Annotated in this window: 13 protein-coding genes; 7 read left to right on the top strand and 6 right to left on the bottom strand. The window is 35.9% G+C overall.

From position 1 onward, the window contains the following. The first annotated feature begins 34 nt into the window (after positions 1-34). Positions 35-691 carry a fructose-6-phosphate aldolase gene (fsa, locus tag IE051_RS08690; RefSeq protein WP_189360387.1) on the top strand — a complete coding sequence of 219 codons (657 nt, stop codon included), beginning with the start codon at positions 35-37 and terminating at the stop codon, positions 689-691. Between the two features lie 110 nt (positions 692-801). On the opposite strand, the gene IE051_RS08685 is transcribed toward fsa, so the two are convergent. The 6 genes from IE051_RS08685 to IE051_RS08660 form a co-directional block, all read right to left on the bottom strand. After that, positions 802-1,515, bottom strand: coding sequence for a hypothetical protein (locus IE051_RS08685; RefSeq protein WP_189360386.1), 714 nt, complete (start codon positions 1,513-1,515; stop codon positions 802-804). Then, complete coding sequence (locus tag IE051_RS08680) at positions 1,515-4,859, bottom strand: alpha-amylase family glycosyl hydrolase (RefSeq protein ID WP_189360385.1); 3,345 nt, start codon at positions 4,857-4,859, stop codon at positions 1,515-1,517. The genes IE051_RS08685 and IE051_RS08680 overlap by 1 nt, the downstream gene beginning before the upstream one ends. Positions 4,860-4,949: 90 nt before the next feature. Further along, on the bottom strand, positions 4,950-6,635 hold the full coding sequence (locus tag IE051_RS08675) for a SusE domain-containing protein (protein ID WP_189360384.1): 1,686 nt from the start codon (positions 6,633-6,635) through the stop codon (positions 4,950-4,952). Positions 6,636-6,655: 20 nt separating this feature from the next. After that, positions 6,656-7,783 (bottom strand): SusE domain-containing protein, encoded by a 1,128-nt coding sequence (locus IE051_RS08670; protein ID WP_189360383.1) that lies wholly within the window; start codon positions 7,781-7,783, stop codon positions 6,656-6,658. Positions 7,784-7,796: 13 nt separating this feature from the next. After that, positions 7,797-9,401, bottom strand: a complete 1,605-nt coding sequence (locus tag IE051_RS08665) for a RagB/SusD family nutrient uptake outer membrane protein (RefSeq protein ID WP_189360382.1) — start codon at positions 9,399-9,401, stop codon at positions 7,797-7,799. 9 nt (positions 9,402-9,410) lie between these two features. Continuing rightward, a complete protein-coding gene (locus tag IE051_RS08660) occupies positions 9,411-12,371 on the bottom strand; it encodes a SusC/RagA family TonB-linked outer membrane protein (RefSeq protein ID WP_189360381.1) in 2,961 nt (986 codons plus the stop codon). 340 nt (positions 12,372-12,711) lie between these two features. Here IE051_RS08660 and IE051_RS08655 point away from each other — a divergent pair, with 340 nt between their 5' ends. From IE051_RS08655 to IE051_RS08630, 6 genes are all read left to right on the top strand, one after another. Beyond that, positions 12,712-13,785, top strand: a complete 1,074-nt coding sequence (locus tag IE051_RS08655; RefSeq protein WP_189360380.1) for a LacI family DNA-binding transcriptional regulator — start codon at positions 12,712-12,714, stop codon at positions 13,783-13,785. A 175-nt stretch (positions 13,786-13,960) separates the two neighbouring features. Next, the gene (locus tag IE051_RS08650; RefSeq protein WP_189360379.1) at positions 13,961-15,322 is read left to right on the top strand and encodes an MFS transporter; all 1,362 of its coding nucleotides are present in this window, start codon (positions 13,961-13,963) and stop codon (positions 15,320-15,322) included. Between the two features lie 3 nt (positions 15,323-15,325). Beyond that, positions 15,326-15,988: a beta-phosphoglucomutase gene (gene pgmB / locus IE051_RS08645; RefSeq protein WP_189360378.1), complete on the top strand. Its 663-nt coding sequence runs from the start codon at positions 15,326-15,328 to the stop codon at positions 15,986-15,988. A gap of 93 nt (positions 15,989-16,081) precedes the next feature. Next, entirely contained in the window at positions 16,082-18,388 is a 2,307-nt protein-coding gene (mdxK, locus tag IE051_RS08640; RefSeq protein WP_189360377.1) for a maltose phosphorylase MdxK, read from the top strand. A 17-nt stretch (positions 18,389-18,405) separates the two neighbouring features. Next, the gene (locus IE051_RS08635) at positions 18,406-20,334 is read left to right on the top strand and encodes a glycoside hydrolase family 13 protein (RefSeq protein ID WP_189360376.1); all 1,929 of its coding nucleotides are present in this window, start codon (positions 18,406-18,408) and stop codon (positions 20,332-20,334) included. 55 nt (positions 20,335-20,389) lie between these two features. Further along, positions 20,390-21,538, top strand: a complete 1,149-nt coding sequence (locus tag IE051_RS08630) for an alpha/beta hydrolase (RefSeq protein WP_189360375.1) — start codon at positions 20,390-20,392, stop codon at positions 21,536-21,538. The last annotated feature ends 73 nt before the right edge of the window (positions 21,539-21,611 follow it).

Raw genomic sequence — 21,611 nt, 5'->3', positions numbered from 1 at the left:
CATATGACAAATAGAAACAGTAAAAAACGTACAAATGAAATTTTTTATAGATACAGCAAATTTAGAGGATATTGCAGAAGCTCAGGCCTTAGGAGTTTTAGATGGAGTAACCACGAACCCTTCCTTAATGGCTAAAGAGGGTATTACTGGAGCAGATAATATTATAGCCCATTATAAGAAGATATGTGAAATAGTTGAAGGCGATGTAAGTGCTGAGGTTATTTCAACAGATTTTGAAGGTATGGTAAGAGAAGGTGAGGAGTTGGCCGCATTACATCCTCAGATAGTTGTGAAATTACCATTAATAGCTGATGGTATTAAGGCGTGTAAGTATTTTTCAGATAAAGGAATACGCACCAATGTGACCTTAGTGTTCTCTGCAGGACAAGCCTTATTGGCGGCCAAAGCAGGAGCGACCTATGTCTCTCCTTTTTTAGGGAGATTGGATGACATCTCAACAGATGGATTAAATCTGATTGCAGAAATAAGACAGATTTATGATAACTACGGATTTGAAACACAAATTCTTGCAGCTTCTATCCGTCACACCATGCATGTTATAGACTGTGCTAAGTTAGGAAGTGATGTGATGACAGGACCGTTATCATCAATAACAGGACTATTAAAACATCCGTTAACCGATATTGGTTTAGCTAAGTTTTTAGAAGATTATAAGAAAGGAAATAGCTAAGCGGTTAGTTTCCTTAAAAAAGCAAAAAGCTTCTCTATATTCAAGCACGCTATCTTGAATTTGAGAAGCTTTTTTAATTAACTACAAACTAAACTAACTTAAACTATGTTTTATTCTATATTGAACTTGTACACTTGTGACTCTGATGAGTTGTTTTCCTCATCGGTTGTAATAACTTGCCAGTAGTAACTATTTCCTGAGGTTACAGCTACTGCTAATGTATTGTTATTGGTTGTGCCAACTTCTGTTGATGGATTTGTATCTGTTCCCAACAGTATGGTAAATTCTTTAATATCATTATCCACATCTTCTCCCGTCCATTCTAAGGTTACATTTACTGTTGCCGCATCAAACATTTGATCGTAAATAGGGCTAATTATTTCAGCAGGGAAAGGTGCGTAAGATGAGGCGGCTTCTCCAGCATTATAGAATTTCCAAGTAGCACTATTAGCGGTTTCGGTTCCAGAGTTTTCTGAAACAACGTACCATGAATAAGGTGTTCCTCTTAATAGTGTGACGCTTTTTTCAGAAACATCTGAGGAGTAATTTGCCGTGGTTTGCGTTTCTAAATTTTTTACATAAATTTTATAACTTGTAGCATGGTCGGCATCATTCCAATTGAATAGAATAGTACTTTCTGTACTTGTTAAATTAGACCCTTCAGTGCATTCAGAATTTTCCTGAGGAAAAACTAAGGTGGCCGCATTGGGCGGTGTAACTTCTATTGGTGGATCTGGAGGAGCAGGACTGTCATCACTACTACTGCAACTTGAGTAAAAACTAAGGATCAACGCTACCGCTAAATATTTAAATGACTTTTTCATTAGTTCTTAATTATTTTAAAGCTCTTTTGAATTGTACCACTAGTTACGTTAACAAGGTATAAACCTTTGGTAAATCTATCTGTACTTATTCTTAACTGGTTACTGTTTGTACTTTCTGTGTAAATGAGTTTTCCAAGTACTGAATATATTTCTATAGTACCCGTAGTATTGTTTAGATCTCCTAAATATATATTGAGAATATTATTGTTTTGTATGGGGTTAGGATATACCATCATTTCACCGCCGTAGAAAATGGTTTCTTCGTAAGTGCCTTGACAATCCTTATCTGTGCTAACACGAATGGTGTTCTCTCCAGGTTGTAAATCTAAGTTAATACTTGAGTCTGATGTTTGACTGGTTACGCCGTTAATAGTAACACTATATGAGCTACTGCCATACATATTCAGTGCAACTTGATTTTTGCTATTGCTCACCTTAGAGAATACTGATAGATTTTCAGGTTGTGTTACCGTAACATTAAAGCACATTTCAAAATCTACCTCATCCTTAACCGTGAAACATAATTCGTAGTCCCCAGCTTCTAAATTTTCAATAATTAAATTATTAGTAAATTCTCCATAATCATTACCGTTAATCTTTAGAGAATAATCTAAAGTTTCTACAGCCATGATATCAATTATCCCGTTGGTACTATTTCGGCAGGTTTCTCCTGATATTTGAATTCTAAAATTGTTTTTTGGAAGACTAAAAACTTCACAGCCATTTGCATCAACAGTAGCTCCAAAAGGCGTGTTTGGACATTGATCGTTGGCATTTAAAACGCCATCACTATCTAGGTCTTCAGGATTAATAAAAGGTTTGTCACCGTAAATAATAAAAGTGCCTGGTTCTAAATTAATAGGGGTTTTAGTATTTGTTACGTTCAAGGGGGTGTTGCGTCCAAGAAGATTATACCAAGTGCCTGTTTGTTGGAATTCAGGATTAATATTCTGAGCAGTAAGTCCGAAATTTCCAATAATTGTAATGTGTTTTATATTTTCACCAGCGGCGTTCGCTAGGTTTAGGTGAATTGTTTTTAACCCATTGGAAGCGCCTGTATTCATAGTGAAGTCAGTGGTTTTAAAAATGGGCTGATTCAATTTCAAACGAATTAATTCAGACCAGGTATCATATAACGCTTTTCGGTCTGGGTCATCATAGTATTCCCATAATATGGGCTTATTTCCTGTTCTACCGCCTTCATTAATGGATATGTCATAACCCAACTCGCCAAATTGCCAAATCATTTTTGGTCCAGGAACGGTAAAGAAAAATGCGCCTGCAGTTTCTGTGCGTTGTAAGCTTGTTGGTAAATCACTAATCTTGTAATCTCCATTGGATTCAGTAGATGTTATATTATTATACATCATGCGTTCCTCGTCATGACTCTCCATGTATCCAATGGCAGAAGATGCTTGGTCAAATCCTTTTTCTTTATATGAAATATTCTTAAAATTAGAAGCAGGGTCTTTAGCGGTTGCATTACTATATTCATGATTTAAAATGTTCCAAAGCATAATGCCTTTCCCTTCATTAGCTCTATAGTTAGCCCATTCTTTTTCCTCGGTAATCCCACCTAAATGTTCAAAAATCACGTAAAAGTTGTCTTTGATATCCCATTGGTCATCTGCATATAGTTTTAAAACATCTACACGGTCCTGTTGGTAAGATCCAGTACAGCTTTCATTACTTGGTGTACAGTTTTGAGTAAAACCTTTAGTGAGATCCCAGCGGTAACCATCAATATTATATTCGTCAATCCAGAACTGTGACACACGTTTTACATAATCTCGTGTAGCTTGGCTGCTGTGATTGAAATCGTTAAAGACACTGTAACTGTGGGTGGCTTCTTGATTAAAAAACGGACTGTCTGCTGATGCTGTTCCGCCATAGTTGCCATTATCAGTATTCCATAATCTGTAATATGGATTTTGACCTGAAGCGTGATTGAAAACGACATCTACAATAACCGCCATACCACGCAAGTGGCATTCGTCAATCAGAGCTTTAAAAGCATTTTGTGTCCCATAATATTTGTCTAATGCCATATGGAACGATGGGTTGTAACCCCAACTTTCATTGCCGTCAAATTCATTAAGTGGCATAAATTCTATGGCATTAATACCTAGGTCTTGTAGGTAATCTAATCTGCTTTTTACCGCATCAAAACTATGTAATTTATCAAAATCTCTGATTAGTAATTCATATACAACTAGATCATTTTTATCTGGACTAACAAAATTAGGCACTTGCCAATTATAAGGCGCGTCTCCCGTACGAAGTAAAGTAACAGAATGATTTGTTTTTCCTGTAGGATATACAGGTAAGTTTGGGTACGTAATCTCATCAATGTATTGGTCGTTTGATTCGGTTAGTACTACAGGTGAATAGGGGTCAGCCGTGTAAATACTAGCATCAACTACATATTGATACATATGATCTGTTTGTGGTGTAAGGCCATTGAGTTCAATCCAAAAGCGGTCTTTGTTACTGTCTTTTTTCATTAAAAAGGCGTCATCAATTGTCCAATTGTTGAAATCGCCAATAAGATGAACAAAATCTTTTCCCGGTGCATATAAAACCAGCGTAACTTTCGAGTCATCTGTTGGGTTAATATTAATACCGTCTAATAGTCCGTCTGGTACCGGAGATTCAGTGACAGTAGGCTTTACAATAGCTTGAAAAGATTTAGTGTCACTGCTAGTATCATTGGATATTCTTAATTCAAATGATGTAGTTTCATTTACCGTATAATTATTAGAATACGTTGTAGTTTGCGCCTTAGTGTCTACAACTATATTGTTAGCCAGCAAGGTGAAATCGGCAGTTAAACTGGACGTGGCTTCGATAGAGAGCGATTCCCCTGCGTTTAAAACCGTAGACGCTACGTTAGGTGCGTTTAAAAATAATTGAAATGACCCTAAGTCAACGAAGAAATCATTACATCCATTATCCTTAAGCTCTTGATTTCCTGATTCATTTCTAAATACTAGCCCAAGTTGGGTAGCTGTATTTTGTTGTTCTGTAGTTATATTGTAGTAGCTTGACGGTGTTAAGGTGATACTATAGGTTCCGTCGCCATTACTAGTCATGAGTCCAATGCCATCATCTTGTCCCCAATTACCAACCACATTGTAACCAAATGCATTTGAATCATCTCCAATGCCTGAATGTAAATAAACTTTATTCGGTGAATCTAATCGGTTACAATCCGAAGCTGTACTATTAATATCTACGGTAATTGTAATTTCATCAGTTACTTCAAATGCCTTTGGAGAAATCGTGACTTGTGCGGCCATCGAGAGTCCAAATAAGATAAAAGTAAAAAGTATTAATTTTTTCATGACTATTATTTTTGATGATTTAAGCAAAGCAAATAGGTGTATAAGGAAAAAAAGGCTGATATCCATCAGCCTTTTTTAATGCTATTAATTCTATTTTTTGGTATAGGTAGGTTTTGTTGGGTCAGTAAAATCAAGAACAAATGAATATGTTCCTGCCGTAGTGACTAAGTTAGCTCCACCTGCGTCAAGAATACCATCTCCGCCGTCATCACCATAATTTACATCCCAATCATTATTGGCTCTAAATTTGTATTCACCATCAATAAGCGTTACATCATTCAAAATCCAAATATCATCAAAGGGCCTAGACCAATCTCTATTAAACTGTGCATCAGGAGTTGCTCCCCATTCGTTATATGCGCCTCCTACTAGTCCCCAAACATAGTCTATTGGTTCTAATGTATAGGTCATATCATTTAAGTTAACGGTAGCAATGTATATTCCTGCAGTTACTACAATATTAGCGCCACCTTCATCTAAAGTTCCATCAGCGCCATCATCTCCCCAATTGGTTCCCCAATCGTTATTCATTCTAAACTTCATCTCACCGTCAATTAGGGTTACAATACCTCTAAATACATCTGAATATTGATCATAATCTAACATGAAATCTGGTGTTGCTCCCCAATCATTATAGGCACCTCCAACAATACCTAAAGAGAAAGGCTCAATAGTGTATGTCAATGTGTTCAAGTCCATAGTGATTTTGTAAGAACCTGCGGTTACAGGAATGTTTGCTCCGCCCTCTTCTAAGGTGCCATCAGCGCCATTATCTCCGTAATTTATATTTGGTGCATCCCAACTATTATTTTGTCTGAATTTAATTTCACCATCAATAAGGTTTACATAAGCCGCCAATACGCCTTCCGTTTCCGTTGTAAAGAATGGCAAATCAGGAGTTGCTCCCCAATCATTTGCACCTGATCCTACAACGCCCCATGGTGTAGATAAGTCTAAAGACGTCATATAGGTAGACACAGTGATTTTAATAGGATCAGAGATTCGTTCTAATACACTACCTGTTGATATATCTGTAATGGTTGCTGTTATTCTCATGTCAAGATCACCTGTTGTATCAGGTTCAATACCACTTTGAATGGCAGCTGCATTTAATTGAGCATGTGTTAAATCAATAGTACTTAGGTTTCTTATGTTTCCAGCTTCAATAGGTAAGGCAAAATCAGTACCAGCTAAAGCGGTTTCAACAACATATTCTATATCCATATCTAATGATGAATCCAATATTGGATCTGTCCACGTTACAGATGTTGCAAGATCATTATTGTTGTCAATTGAAAGCACAAAAGAAGCACCATCAGTAGGGGTAGTAATTACAGGAGCATTAACCGGATAGGTTGTTGCAAGCATTAATATACTATTCGAAACCGTTCCGTTAGCTAAAACCCTCATGTATACAGGGATGTCTTTAAACGTTTCTACACCTGTATTAGCAATGGCATTATTAAATTCAGATACAGTCATAGTAAAACTATTTGTTTCTGAAGTTCCAATAGTACTGGCTGCTCCAAAATCAGCTGCTGTATCCATTTCAATATTATAAGTCCCGCCTTCAGTAAGATCATCATTCCAAGTAATAGTGAATGCTGGGTTATCTGGTAAGGAGAAATTTAAAAATACGGTGCTAATACCTGGTTGTTGCAATGTTAATGCAGGATCAGGTGACGTTAGATTTAACGTTTCTTCGTTTTCACAGGCCGTAAATACTAAAGCTAGTGAAAGAAAAAGAAAGCTTAATTTTTTTATAAATGTATTCATTTTAATTTTCTTTATTTTGATTATAAATTCAACGGAATCATGATATAACGACCAGATAATGTGTTAAACCAGACTTCGTAATCATCTTCCACTACAACAGGAATACTTCCGCCTTCTTGAGCAACTCCAGAAAATGCCGTAGAACTTCCCCAAGTTGAACCCGTGTTAGTCAGAAATTGTAATTCTCCAGGTGCTAATCTTATACTTGGAATATTCCAGATGTGTGCATCAAAAGTTGATTGTGTCATGGCAGTAGTTTCAGAGGCTGAACCTTGAATACTCATGCTTGTAAACTCTGTAGCTCCAGAAGCATCATAAGCTTCAGTAGTATATTTCTTAGTAGAAATGTTAAAAGTAAATTGGTAGTAACCGCTAGCTGCAACTCCAAAACGACCTGGATCACTTCCTTGAGTTCCTGGGTTACCCGCTATTTCACCACTGGTTTTAGGGTCATCGCTACCTTCATCATCTGTAACACCCCATTGTGGTTGCCATAAACCTCTTTCTTCTAATACTTTCCATCTACCATTATTAAAATCACCATCATCATTACTAAAATATGCTGTATAATGATATAATCTTGGATTGTCTTGATCTCTGAATAGCGCAGGATTATTCAAGTTGTTATTCCAGCCTGGAGCAGTACCGTTTCCTACTAAATAGTAATCATCAAAAGGATAATTGAAATAGGGGTAAACCATAAAGCTTATGCTGTTAGAATCTACTGGTAAGCCTTCTTGTGTTCCTAAAGATGACGTTACTCTGGCGTATAATGTGCTCCAATCAAATGCAGGAGCGCCAACGGTTCCAGCAGCCGAATTCAATTCAGCAACCGATAAAGTAGCCGCATTGCTTCCAGTAATAGTTGTAGCCACTGTTGCATTTGTAAATTCAGCATCAGAAGCGATTTCGATGCTATATCTAACCGCAGCGGGTTGTCCGTAATCAGCTCTTGACCAATTGAAGGTAACTGCTGGATTATTCGTATTTACTGGGTCTAACTCTATTTCTGTAACAGTAAGTTCTGCTAGTTGGACAGCATCTGTCTCATTTACTACAAATTTATCAGAGGTATCGTCACATGAACTAACAAACATAAGTAAACATGCTGCCAGTGCTAATATTGATATGTTTTTCAAATATTTCATTGTTTATCTTGTTTTAGTACCCAGGGTTTTGAGTAAGGTTAGGGTTTGCCGCTCTACTACCGTTAGGTATAGGATATACATTAAAATGCGCTGGAATGGCTATCCCATTACTTCCATTGCCTTTCCAAGCCCAGTTGTAATTACCACCAGTATATCTATTATAACGGATTAAATCTTGTCTTCTGTGGGCTTCCCAGTGTAATTCTCTTGAGCGTTCATCTAGAATAAAATCTAAGGTTAAATCTCCAGAAGAAATGGTATTGGGATTATTCGCTCTAGTTCTTAACGCGTTTATATAATCAACAGCTGTTGATAAGGTACCCCCTCCACCTCTAAGGTGTGCTTCGGCATACATTAAATAAACATCAGCTAGTCTGTATAGTGGGAAATCAGTGTCAACAAATGTTTTGTCGGCCCCAAGTTCTCCGGTAGAAGTAGCATTAGAATATTTTTGAATAATATAACCAGCGTCCTTATTAGAAATATCATCAATTTCAATATTTCTTTCACCAATTATTATAGTGTTTCTCTCGTCACTAGCAAAGGTAGGGTCCCATAATTGAGCAAACTGTTTTCTTACTCTTAGGGCGCCTCCCCAGCCACCGTCACCAACACCAACTTCAGCTCCATTAACCTCTAAACTACCTACAGACCCATTAATCATTACTGTAGTGGGGCCATAATTTTGAGTGGTTACACCATCAGATACTATTGGGAAGATAATCTCATTAATGGCAGAGTTTGTATTGTTGTCAGCCATAAAATTATGAAGATAATTTGATGCCAAGGTATAGCCTCCTCCTATGATTTTTTCACAATACGAGATACAGTCAGCGTATTTGTTTTCGCCAATATAAACCTCAGCATTTAGATATATTTTGGCTAGAATCATGTAAGCTACAGATTTATCTGCTCTACCATATTCATTTTGTCTTGATGCAACAAGGTCAGCATCTATAGCTTTTAATTCACTTTCAACAAATGCGAATAATTGGGCGCGTTCGTAAACTTCAGGTTGTGAATTTAATGGTGTGTTTTCATCAGCGTAGTTTGCCTTTCCGAAGAGATCCATCATATAATAGTATGCCATGGCACGCATTAAACGTGCTTCAGCTCTATAAGCAACAATCTCATTTCTTGTTGATTCAGAAACGCCTCTGCTGTCTAAAGCTTCATCTGAAGTTTCTCTTAAAAAGTTATTGGCTAAAGACACTGAAAGATGCGCTCTGCTGAACATCCCTAACAATAATGGGTTTTGAGCCGTCCAAATATTTCTTTGAATCTCTCTAGTTCCAGGGTCATTTTCATAAGACCAAACCATTTGATCTGCTGCAAGCGTTTGTGTGTATAGTAAAACACGGCCAAATTGACTGGTACCAGCATCAATATTCTTTAAGTTTGAACTTTCTGGTCCATCTGTACCTGTTAAGGCAAGGTTGGCATAAATACCACCAAGTACGCGTTTGTAAGATGATTCATCTTTAAATAAATCCTCACTTAATATAGTTTGATCATCTTTAGGTGTGATATTAAGATCATCTGTACAAGACGATAAGGATACCAAAGCGAAAAGGTAGATAAAACCAAGTGTTTTTTGTATATTAAATTTTGCTTTCATAGTTAATTTTTAAAATTTAAAGTTAGCTCCTACAAGTACCGTTCTTGGTCTTGGATATACAACGTTGTCAATACCTTGAGTTAACGTTAAATCAGAATCGTTGTCAGTAACTTCAGGGTCAAGTCCGCTGTAATTAGTAAGCGTGAAAACGTTTTGAACACCTCCCCAAACTCTTATACTACCTGAGTTTTTAGTAATATCACTGAATGTGTAACCTAGCGTCAAGTTATCCATTCTTAAGAATGAGGCATTTTCTACATAAATATCTGATATTATTACATCAGCAGTTCTTTGGAACCCTGTTTCAAGTACTGATTTGGGAATGTTTCCTAATACAGCATTGTCTTGTAATAATTCGTACTGAGCTTTTGAAGATTTTACGTTGTTGTAAACATAGTTTCCAACGTTTGCTCTCAAGTTAAATGCAAAGTCGAAATTTTTGTAGTATAAACTCGATTGGAAACCAAAGTTAGCGTTCGCTCCTGGGTTTTCTTTTACATATCTATCGTCATCATTAATAACATTATCGCCATTTAAGTCAGCATAGGCGCCTTCAATAGGATTGCCAGAATTGTCATATAACTGTTTGAATACATAGAATGAGTTAGGTGCTTCACCTTCACGATGAATTTGGATGTTGTTTCCAGTTCCTCCAGCAATACCTCCTGTTCTAACATCTTGGTCAAGCGCTAATTCCTTCATCTCTCTGTTTAAGAACGTCGCATTAAAATTAAAATTTAATGTTAGGTCTTCCTTTTTAATAACGTCTGCATTTATAGCAAATTCAATACCTTGAATATTTAATTTACCAATGTTTTGAATCACACTATTAGAAAAGTTAGTACCATCAGCCACTGCGGCTTCAAATAATAGGTCATCAGAGTTTTTATTGAAATAGTTTAAAGATCCTGAAAGGGCGTTGTCAAATAAGCCATAATCTACACCAACCTCAAAAGTTTTAGTCTCTTCCCATTTTAGGTCTGGGTTAATTTCTGAAGCAATTAATGAAGATATGGTACTGTTTCCAAATTGGTATTGAGAATCTCCTCTACCAGCTCTGTATCTATTTAAGAAAATATCTTTTTGAGAAATAGATTGCTGTCCTGTAATACCGTAACTCGCTCTTAGTTTTAAGTTTGAAAAGGTGTTAGAATCCTTTAAGAAGTCTTCTTCGCTCATATTCCAAGCAACTGCTGCTGCTGGGAAATTTCCCCACTGATTGTCTTTGCTAAATCTTGAAGTTCCATCACGTCTATACGTTAAGGTAACCAAATACTTGTCTAAGAAAGTCGCGTTTGCTCTTGCGAAGAACCCTATCAATACAACATCTGGGTCTGCATAAATATCATCAACACTTAATGGGTCTCTTACGTTTCTACCATTAATTCCGCTATTTTCAAATTTTTGATAGGAATAACCAGCAGTTAACTCTCCAGTGAAGGTTTCAAAATCTTTTTTATAGTTTAAGTAACCATCTAACAGCGCATTTTTTCTTATTTGATTGTTCTCTCTATAAGAACCTTTGAATAATTGATCCGTATCGGTAGTGGGTACCAATCGGTCTGAAACATCATAACCTTTAGATTTTGTTTCATCAAAACCTAAATTAATAACCGCTTTCAATTCAGGTAAAAAATGGAATTTATAATCAAAATTTAAATTACCATAAAACCTATTAGCATCACCAGTATTGTTTCTTTGTTCTAAAGAAGCCAAAGGATTAGTGGTTCCATTAGCTACAATGTTACCATTCCTGTGTTGGTAATAGCCTCCAAAAGGAGATGATGGATCGTATACAGGCTTTGTTGGGTCATAGCGCATAGCCGCTCCAATTTGTCCTGCATCAGCAAACCTGTTATCTTCAAATGCTAAATTGGCATTAAGACTAATTTTTAAATGATCATCAAACATAGAAGGATTTAAGGCTAAACTTAAGTTTCTTCTATTAAATTCAGAAGTTTTCACAGCACCTTGTTGGTCAGTATAGCCAAAAGAGAAACGTGCAGGAAGCGCATTGAATAAAGAACCCTGCAGAGATGCATTGTACTGTGTTGAAACTGTATTTCTGAAAATTTGATCTTGCCAGTCTGTATTGATTGTATTGTCACCTTGAAATCCTAATAGACTTGTGTCGAGTGTGGTTCCATTAATTGGTTGTGACTCTACAAGCGCTCTATATTCATCTCCAGTAAATACATCAATATTATCTGTAAGACTTCCAAAACTTACCTGAGCATCAAAAGTCGCACTAAAAGTAGATTTACCTTTTTTAGTTACAATTATGATAACACCGTTAGAGGCTCTAGAACCATAAATCGCTGTTGCTGATGCATCTTTTAAAACAGAAAAAGAATCAATATCACTTGGGTTAATAGATGCAAGTACACCTCTAGATCCGGTTACACCATCATTAGATATTGGTAATCCATCAATAATGATAAGTGGGTCATTTGATCCATTAATAGATGAACCGCCACGAATACGAATTTGAGTTCCAGAACCTGGAGCACCACTTGTATTCACTGTTACACCAGAAACACGACCACTAATCAAATTTTCAGCGGTGACAATGTTACCTTTAGTAAAGTCTTCCTGTGTAATAGATTCTACAGATCCTGTAGCATCCTTTTTAGTTGTAGTACCGTAACCAATAATAACGACTTCATCAAGTTGAGCCGCATCTTCAATCAGTTCTACATTCAATTGGCTTTGTCCGGTATAGGTGATTTCTAATTGTTGGTAGCCAACATAAGAAAAAACCAAAATATCACCTTCTTCGGCATCAATTGTAAATTGTCCATCAAAATCTGTTGCGGCGCCATTAGTAGTCCCTTTTACGACCACGTTAACTCCCGGCAACGGGATGGATGTTGCTTGTTCAGTAACTGTACCTTTAATACTGGATTGACCAAACATGAAGACTGGTAGAATCAGCATTAAAAACAGAATACTTTTAGTAGTTGTTTTCATATAATACGTTTAATTTAAATGAATTAATTTAGTCTTAGTATATTTTTACTTCTCAGGTCAAACTTATGTAAAGAAATTGTAAACAATGAAAATTGGATTACGAAATTCTTAGCGAAAACGTTTTCGTGTTGACAACTTTTAGAATTTTTGATGTTATTTTGATAAAAATACATTTTTTGATAATTTTTAATCCATGTGCTTTCTTTTCAAAAGAGTTTGAAATTGCAGTTTTTTGAAGTAACTTCACATGTTTAAAATTGTTTTTTCACATACTGTTCTTGTAATTAGTGGGTTAGCAGTTTTGTGATGTTTTTATTTAAAATAAATAACATAATCTCTTATGAAAAGAAAGATTACTTTAAAGCAAATAGCAAAAGAACTCGATGTGTCCATTTCAACGGTATCTAAAGCTTTAAGTAATAGCAAAGAAATTAGTGAGGATACCACTCAAAAAATTCAGGCCTTTGCTAAACTTTACAACTATAGACCGAATAATATTGCGCTTAGTTTAAAAAACAGGAAAACTAAAACTATTGGCATTCTCATTCCAGAGATTGTACACCACTTTTTTTCTACGGTCATTCGCGGTATTGAAAGGGTTGCCAATAGACGAGGATATAATGTTATTGTAGGCTTGTCTAATGAGTCGTTCACGAAGGAGATCATCAATATGGAATTGTTGGCAAATGGTAGTATTGACGGGTTTATTCTTTCTATCTCAAAAGAGACCTTACTCAAACAAGATTATCATCACTTCAATGCGACTATAAACCAAGGAATTCCTATTGTTATGTTTGACAGGGTGGTTAATGAGGTAGATTGTGATAAGGTTATTGTTGATGATTTTAAGGGGGCTTTTAATGCTGTAGAAAGTCTTATTGATAAGAATTGTAAAAACATTGCGCTAATAACAACAATGGATTATGTAAGTGTAGGAAAGCTAAGAACTCAAGGGTATCTGGAAGCTTTGGAAGAACATAAAATGGTCGCTGATTCTAATTTGATTTTGAAAATAGATGATAGCTTGGATGTTGAAAACAACTTAGATGTCTTAGAGGCAGAAATAGCTCAGTTCTTAAAAAGTAATCCCAATATAGATGGCATTTTTGCGGTCAATGAGCTTTATGCCGTGTCTGCCATGAAAGTAGCAAAAAAAATAGGCTTACAAATCCCAGACGATATTCAAGTTATTGGTTTTACTGATGGGGTTTTGTCAAAACACGCGTCACCAAGTTTAACAACGGTAAGTCAGCATGGTCAAAAAATTGGCGAACAAGCTGCTAATTTATTAATAGATAGGTTGGAGGCTGAAGATGCTGAAATAGACCAGTATTTCTCAAGTAGTAGCCGGAAACCCAGTTATATAAAAATGGTAATTGAGACGGAAATTATTGAAAGAGAATCAACTAAATGAAAAAAAATATTAGGAAGAATTAAATTCTTTTCTATCTTTGTAGCAAATTCAGAACTTATATTTTTACTTCTCACAATAAGTTTTGATAAGTTAGATCGGTACAAATTACAATACATTTTATTTTGAATTGATGTAAATCGCTTATCAAATAGTATTAACTTAAACATACTATTTAATGGAAAAGCGTAGATTAAGTTTCTGGCAAATCTGGAACATGAGTTTTGGGTTTCTAGGGATTCAAATGGGTTTCGCACTCCAAAATGCAAATGCCAGTAGAATTCTTCAGATTTTTGGAGCAGATGTACATGAATTGTCATGGTTTTGGATAATAGCGCCCTTAATGGGGCTAATTGTTCAGCCTATCATTGGTCATTACAGCGATAAAACTTGGGGTAGATTTGGTAGACGAAAACCATACTTTCTAGTAGGCGCCATCTTAGCGTCAATAGGTTTGGTTTTAATGCCTCAGGCAGATATGTTCATTGCATTTTTACCAGCCTTATGGGTTGGAGCTGGGATGCTCATGATTATGGATGCCTCATTTAATGTTGCTATGGAGCCTTTTCGTGCACTAGTTGGTGATAACCTAAGAACAGATCAAAGAACTTTAGGCTTTAGTGTTCAAACAGCGCTCATTGGATTTGGTGCTGTAATTGGTTCATGGCTGCCTTATGTTTTGGCGAATTGGTTTGGTATTTCTAATAATGCGGCAGAAGGTGCTGTGCCACCACACCTGATTTTATCTTTTGTTATTGGTGCATTGATTTTGGTCCTTTCAATTTTAGTGACCGTTTTAACCACTAAAGAATATTCTCCTGAAGAATTAGCCAGTTTTGAGACGGACAGTGAATCTGATGAAACTGCAGAGCAAGAAAACGCCGAAGAAAAATCGAGTTTGTTGGATATTTTTGAAGATTTCAAAAAAATGCCGGAAACCATGCGCCAATTAAGTTGGGTTCAATTTTTTTCTTGGTTTGGTCTTTTTGGTATGTGGGTCTTTGCTACCCCCGCTATTGCACAACATATTTATGGGTTGTCTTATACCGATAGTAGTAGTGGCGATTATCAAGATGCTGGCGATTGGGTGGGAATTCTATTTGGGGTGTACAATGTCGTTTCAGCATTTTATGCATTTGCGCTGCCATATATTGCCAAAAAAATTGGAAGAAAGAAAACGCATTCGGTATCACTAATTATTGGTGGTCTAGGTATGCTTTCCATTTATATTATGCCAGATAAAAACTGGCTTATTGTATCCATGATAGGTGTTGGAATTGCTTGGGCAAGTATATTAGCAATGCCCTATGCTATTCTAGCAGGATCTATCTCTTCAAAAAAAATGGGGGTTTATATGGGGATTTTCAATTTCTTCATTGTAATCCCACAAATTATTAATGCCTTAATAGGCGGACCACTAGTTAAATACGCGTACGGCAATCAAGCTATTTTCGCTTTGATGATGAGTGGTGTAAGTTTCTTAATTGCAGCATCTTTAGTGTATAAAGTAAAGGATGTTGACGATGTAATACAATCATAATCAATGAAAACTATAGGAGTTATATTCGATTTAGATGGTGTCATAGTAGATACCGCGAAATATCATTTTTTAGCATGGAAAAGCCTTGCTGATAATTTAGACTTTGAGTTTACTGAAGCTCATAATGAATTACTTAAAGGGGTGAGTAGAGTTAGGTCTCTAGAAATATTACTAGATATTGGAAACTTAGAGCTGTCTGAAGAAAAAAAACAAGAGTATTTAATAAGTAAAAACGAACATTATTTAAAATATATCACCCAAATGGGATCGGAAGAAATTCTTCCTGGTGTGCTAAGTTTACTCGATAATTTAGATGGGCTAAATATTGAATATGTATTAGGTTCTGCCAGTAAGAATGCGCCATTAATTTTAAAACAGGTTGGTTTATTTGACCGGTTTAAAGGCATCGTTGACGGAAATAGCGTGTCTTCTGCTAAGCCCGACCCAGAAGTGTTTTTAATAGGAGCACAAAAATTATGTCTTCCACCTGAAAACTGTATCGTATTTGAGGATGCTATTGCAGGTGTAGAAGCCGCAAATAGAGCTAACATGACTTCAATAGGTATAGGAGATGCTGAAACACTTAATGAAGCAGATTATAATTATAATAACTTAACAGAACTACCTCAGAACTTCTTTAATATGTTTCTTGCCGAGAAGGTTTAAAACAATTTAAATCGTATTGAGGCATTAACTAAGATTAATAGTTTCTGATATAAAAGTCCTAACGGACTGTATGAATATAAATATTTAAAATCGATGAATCAAGATTATATAAAACCAGATAACTGGTCAATCATAGAGGAGGGTTTTGACGTTAACCGTGTTAAATCTTCTGAGAGTTTATTTAGTTTGGGCAATGGTGCCATGGGACAACGTGCTAATTTTGAAGAGCAATACTCAGGACCAACTTTTCAAGGAAGTTATATAGCAGGAGTATATTACCCAGATAAAACCCGTGTTGGATGGTGGAAAAATGGGTATCCAGAGTATTTTGCAAAAGTGTTGAATGCACCTAATTGGATAGGTATTAATGTTATTGTTAACGGAGAACCATTGGATTTATATACCTGTAAGTCTGTTAACCATTTTAGGAGAGAATTGAATATGCAGGAAGGATGGCTTTCAAGAAGCTTTACGGCCATCTTAAAGAATGGTTTGGAAGTTAATGTTTCGGCTAAGCGTTTTCTAAGTCTAGATTTAGATGAACTTGGGGCTATTCAGTATAAAATAATACCCACAAATGGTGATGCCGAAATCACTTTTCAGCCGTATTTAGATTCCGGAATAACCAATGAAGATACAAATTGGGATGATAAGTTTTGGGACACCTCAAGTATTGTTCAAAATGATTGTCAGGCTTTCATTGAGGCGAAAACCATGAAAACAGATTTCTACACTTGCACTTATATGGAGTCTAGTTTTAGTATTAATGCCAAGCCTATAACTATTAATCCTGAGGTTCAAGCAGCTAATAATAAAGTCGTTTATAATTATAAGGGCTTAATAAAACAGAATCAAGTCTTTGCCATTCATAAATTTGGTGGTTACGTTGTTGATAGTAACCATGATAAGTCTGAACTTATAACAGTAGCTAAACAAAATTTAGAAGTAGCTAAGGAAAAAGGGTTTGATCAATTATTGGAAGAACAGAAAGCATCTTGGGCAAAAATATGGGAAATGGCGGATATTACAATTGACGGTGACGTTAAAGCTCAGCAAGGTATCCGTTTTAATATCTTTCAATTAAATCAAACTTATTTAGGCAAGGATGCTAGACTAAATATTGGTCCAAAAGGATTTACAGGCGAGAAATATGGCGGAAGTACCTATTGGGATACTGAAGCGTATTGTATCCCCTTTTATATGGCTACTAAAGACCAAAATGTTGCAAGAACATTACTAGAATATAGATATCATCATTTAGATAAGGCTATTGAAAACGCAGAAAAGTTAGGCTTTAAAAATGGAGCGGCCCTTTACCCTATGGTTACTATGAACGGTGAAGAGTGCCATAATGAATGGGAAATTACCTTTGAAGAAATTCATAGAAACGGCGCTATCGCTTTCGCAATTTTTAATTACTACCGCTACACAGGTGATTATAGTTTTATCCCTGAGAAAGGCTTAGAAGTTCTTATAGGAATTGCACGTTTCTGGCAGCAAAGAGCCACCTTTTCAACAAATAAAAATCAGTATATGATTTTGGGAGTTACTGGGCCAAATGAATATGAAAATAATGTAAATAACAACTGGTATACAAACTATTTGGCGCAATGGTGCATTGAATATGCACTAGAAAATATTAGTCAAGTTAAAAAAGAGTATCCTAGCGATTATGCTAGAATTATGGACAAGGTGAAGCTGTCAGATTCAGAACTGAAAGATTGGAAATCGGTCTCTGATAATATGTACTATCCTTATTCTGAAAAGCATGATATCTTTTTACAGCAGGATGGCTTTTTGGATAAAGAATTAATCACAGTTTCTGATTTGGATAAAAGTCAACGACCAATAAATCAAAAATGGTCATGGGATAGAATTTTACGTTCACCCTATATAAAGCAAGCCGATGTACTTCAAGGTTTTTACTTTTTTGAAGATCAATTTGATGATGAAACCTTAGAAAGACATTTTGATTTTTACGAGCCTTTTACGGTTCATGAAAGCTCATTGTCACCTTGTGTACATAGTATTCAAGCGGCTAAATTAGATAGAATGGATCAGGCATATACATTTTATTTAAGAACATCTAGGTTAGATTTAGATGATTACAACCATGAGGTTCATGAGGGGCTTCATATTACCTCTATGGCCGGTACTTGGATGAGTATTGTTGAAGGTTTTGGTGGTATGCGAGTTTCAGATAATAAGTTGTCTTTTACAACTAAGATTCCTGAACAATGGTCAGCGTATTCCTTTAAAGTGAATTTTAGAGGTAAAATATTGAAGGTTAATGTAAGTCAAGCGGAGACTAATTTTGAGTTAGAAGCTAACGAGGCAATGGAGTTGTTAGTTAATAATAAGCTAATTACTATTGCACCAAATAATTTGGTGACAGTGTAGCTATAAAAAAGCAAATTATGAAAGCTGTTTTTATTATACCTATTTTGAGTCTATGTCTCCTTCTATCATGCAAAGAGCAAGTGGCGGAGACTGTTACTGCCCAAGAAGAATCAGTAGGTGTCGATTTTAAGGATGATATTGAACGCATTGAACCAATGCATTGGTGGATAGGTTTTAAAAACACGGAGCTACAACTTCTGGTGAAGCATCCTAATATTTCTCAAGCAGAACCAGAAGTAGCTTATCAAGGTGTTTCCATAGAAAAAGTTCACAATGCTGACAGTCCAAATTATTTGTTTATTGATTTAATTATTTCAGAAAAAACTAAACCCGGGAAGTTTAATATTACGTTTAAATTTAAAAATGGTGACTTATTAGAGCAAACATATGAGCTTAGAGCACGTAAAAAACAAGCAGAAGATTTTGTTGGTTTTGATAGTAGTGATGCCATTTATTTAATAACCCCAGATCGTTTTGCAAATGCAAACAATGGTAATGACATTAATACAAGCTTAAAGGAAAAAACCATTGATAGAACAGATGACTATGCGCGCCATGGCGGTGACATAGAGGGTATTATACAGCATTTAGATTATATTCAAGATATGGGTTTTACGGCTATTTGGTCGTGTCCTTTATTGACTAATAATATGCCTAAGTCGTCCTATCATGGTTATGCTATTACAGATTATTATGAAATAGATCCGAGGTATGGTGACATGAATGATTATCTTGAATTGGCTGAAGAAGCAAAAAAACATGGTATAAAATTGGTCATGGATCAGGTGGTCAATCATTGCGGAAGTGAGCATTGGTGGATAACCGATTTGCCTTTTAAAGATTGGCTTAATTATCAAGAAAACTTTGAGAATAAAGGAACGCTAATCACGTCAAATCATAGACGGACTACCAATCAAGATCGTTATGCTTCTAAAAGTGATAAAAAAGGAATGTCTGATGGTTGGTTTGTCTCTACTATGCCAGATTTAAATCAGCGTAATCCTTTTATGGCCAAGTATCTTATTCAGAATAGTATTTGGTGGATTGAGACGGCAGAGTTAGGAGGTATCCGTCAAGATACATATCCTTATCCTGATAAAACATTTATGAGTAACTGGGCAGGTGCTATTATGGAAGAGTATCCCAATTTCTCAATAGTAGGTGAGGAATGGAGTTATAATCCCTTATTAATTGGTTACTGGCAAGATGGTGCAAATAATAAAGATGGCTATGATTCAAATTTGAAATCTCCCATGGATTTTGCCATGCAACGGTTAATTGTTGAAGCTTTAAATGAGGAAGAAAAGTGGGATACAGGCTTGGTTAAAATGTATGAAGGCTTAGCTAATGATTTTCATTATGCGAGCCCTAAGGATGTTATGATTTTTCCTGATAATCATGATATGAGCCGCATTTTCACACAACTAAATGGTGATATTAATAACACAAAGGCGGCCTTGAGTTATATGTTAGTGCTGCCCCGAATTACACAGATTTATTACGGTACAGAACTTCTAATGAATGATTTTGAAAAACCAGGTGATCATGGGCTAGTAAGAACCGATTTTCCGGGGGGTTGGTCCGAAGATGCTATTAATGGTTTTACTGGTAAAGGCCTTTCTGAAGCGCAGAAAGACATGCAGTCTTATTTAAAAATAATGTTGAATTACAGAAAAGTAAGCAAAGCCATTCATCAGGGCGAAACCGTACACTTCGCGCCAAAGGATGGCGTTTATATTTTGTTTAGACAGGTTCAAGATGAAACCGTAATTCATGTCATTAATAAGAATGAAAAACCTGTAAGAATAGATTTAACGAGATTTGATGAGGTAGGTTTGAATGCGAAGAAGGTTAAGAATATTATAACCGGTGCTGAATTTATTTGGGGGAATACATTAAAATTAGACACAAAAGGTAGTCTTGTTTTGACTACTAAACTAAATTAATAGGTCACTTAAAGATGTAATAGTACAAATGAGAAGCCTTGTTTTAATCTTCGGTATGATCACTATTTTAATCTGTTGTAAGGACAACAGAAAGGGTGATGATAATGCGGTTTTAGGAGAAGAGGTTGTAACATTTGTTATAGATGCCTTACCTGAAAATCATAGTTACGATGATCATCTTTATCTGTCTGGTAATTTTGAAGGTTGGTCAGGAGGGCGAGAGCAATTTAAATTAAAACAAGTAGGAAAACAATATTACATTTCCATTCCTAAGTATAAAGAGCTTTTCACTTTTAAATTTACCAAAGGTAATTGGGAGACCGTAGAATGTGCTTTAAATGGAAACCCTATAGACAATAGGTTTTACGCCTTTAACAAATTAAAGGATACCGTTAAAGTAAACATTGCACAATGGCAGGATTCAAGTACACATAAGAAAGTGTCAACGGCCTCTAAAAATGTTCAAGTATTTGATGCTAATTTTGAATTTCCTCAACTGAATAGACAAGGCAAAATTAGTGTTTATTTACCGTCCAAATATGATGAGGTCAACACGCGTTATCCTGTTTTATATATGCTAGATGGCCAGAATGTTTTTGATGAGTCCACCTCTTACAGCGGCGAATGGAAAGTTGATGAGACATTAAACAGGATCCATGAAGAAACAGATTTTAATGTAATAGTTGTTGCCATTGATCACGGTGGAGATAAACGCTTTAGTGAGTATTCTGCTTGGGATAATGATGCCTTTGGAAAAGGTAGGGCTGCATCTTTTTTACAGTTCCTAGTAGAAACATTAAAACCCAAAATAGATGCTGCTTTTCGAACCCAGATTGATGTTCAAAATACAGCAATTATGGGCGCTTCACTAGGTGGGTTATTTGCACATTATGCCGCCTTTAAAGCTCCGGATGTTTTTGGCAAGGCTGGTGTGTTTTCGCCTTCATTTTGGTCGGTTGGGGCTTGTTATGACTTTACAAAGAAGCATAGTGATATCCCTAATACAAGGTTGTATTATTTGATTGGGGGTAATGAAGGGCAGGAACATGTTGAAAACATGACTAAAATGGTTCAGTTAATTAAGTCAACTGGTTTTCCTGAACAAAATATAATTGAAAAGATAGCGCCTAATGGAACGCATTCAGAATCATTTTGGAGCGCAGAATTTGAAGATGCTATTAAGTGGTTATTTAAGGTAGAATAATTATGAGAAAAAGGTTGTTTTTTATATCGAATTTAGCTGTAATGATTGGTTTGTTGAGCTTAATGTCATGCAA

The organism is Algibacter mikhailovii, from assembly GCF_014651495.1.
Classification (GTDB): Bacteria; Bacteroidota; Bacteroidia; order Flavobacteriales; family Flavobacteriaceae; genus Algibacter_E; species Algibacter_E mikhailovii.
The sequence above is the reverse complement of the archived record's forward strand: the minus strand, read 5'-3'. Positions and strand labels throughout refer to the sequence as shown.

What these genes read in the sequence shown, in the direction of transcription:
- fsa (WP_189360387.1), top strand. Translation starts at nt 35, where the DNA reads ATGAAATTTTTTATAGATACAGCAAATTTAGAGGATATTGCAGAAGCT.
- IE051_RS08630 (WP_189360375.1), top strand. Translation starts at nt 20,390, where the DNA reads ATGATCACTATTTTAATCTGTTGTAAGGACAACAGAAAGGGTGATGAT.
- IE051_RS08650 (WP_189360379.1), top strand. Translation starts at nt 13,961, where the DNA reads ATGGAAAAGCGTAGATTAAGTTTCTGGCAAATCTGGAACATGAGTTTT.
- IE051_RS08675 (WP_189360384.1), bottom strand. Translation starts at nt 6,635, where the DNA reads ATGAATACATTTATAAAAAAATTAAGCTTTCTTTTTCTTTCACTAGCT.
- IE051_RS08665 (WP_189360382.1), bottom strand. Translation starts at nt 9,401, where the DNA reads ATGAAAGCAAAATTTAATATACAAAAAACACTTGGTTTTATCTACCTT.
- IE051_RS08685 (WP_189360386.1), bottom strand. Translation starts at nt 1,515, where the DNA reads ATGAAAAAGTCATTTAAATATTTAGCGGTAGCGTTGATCCTTAGTTTT.
- IE051_RS08660 (WP_189360381.1), bottom strand. Translation starts at nt 12,371, where the DNA reads ATGAAAACAACTACTAAAAGTATTCTGTTTTTAATGCTGATTCTACCA.
- IE051_RS08655 (WP_189360380.1), top strand. Translation starts at nt 12,712, where the DNA reads ATGAAAAGAAAGATTACTTTAAAGCAAATAGCAAAAGAACTCGATGTG.
- pgmB (WP_189360378.1), top strand. Translation starts at nt 15,326, where the DNA reads ATGAAAACTATAGGAGTTATATTCGATTTAGATGGTGTCATAGTAGAT.
- mdxK (WP_189360377.1), top strand. Translation starts at nt 16,082, where the DNA reads ATGAATCAAGATTATATAAAACCAGATAACTGGTCAATCATAGAGGAG.
- IE051_RS08680 (WP_189360385.1), bottom strand. Translation starts at nt 4,859, where the DNA reads ATGAAAAAATTAATACTTTTTACTTTTATCTTATTTGGACTCTCGATG.
- IE051_RS08670 (WP_189360383.1), bottom strand. Translation starts at nt 7,783, where the DNA reads ATGAAATATTTGAAAAACATATCAATATTAGCACTGGCAGCATGTTTA.
- IE051_RS08635 (WP_189360376.1), top strand. Translation starts at nt 18,406, where the DNA reads ATGAAAGCTGTTTTTATTATACCTATTTTGAGTCTATGTCTCCTTCTA.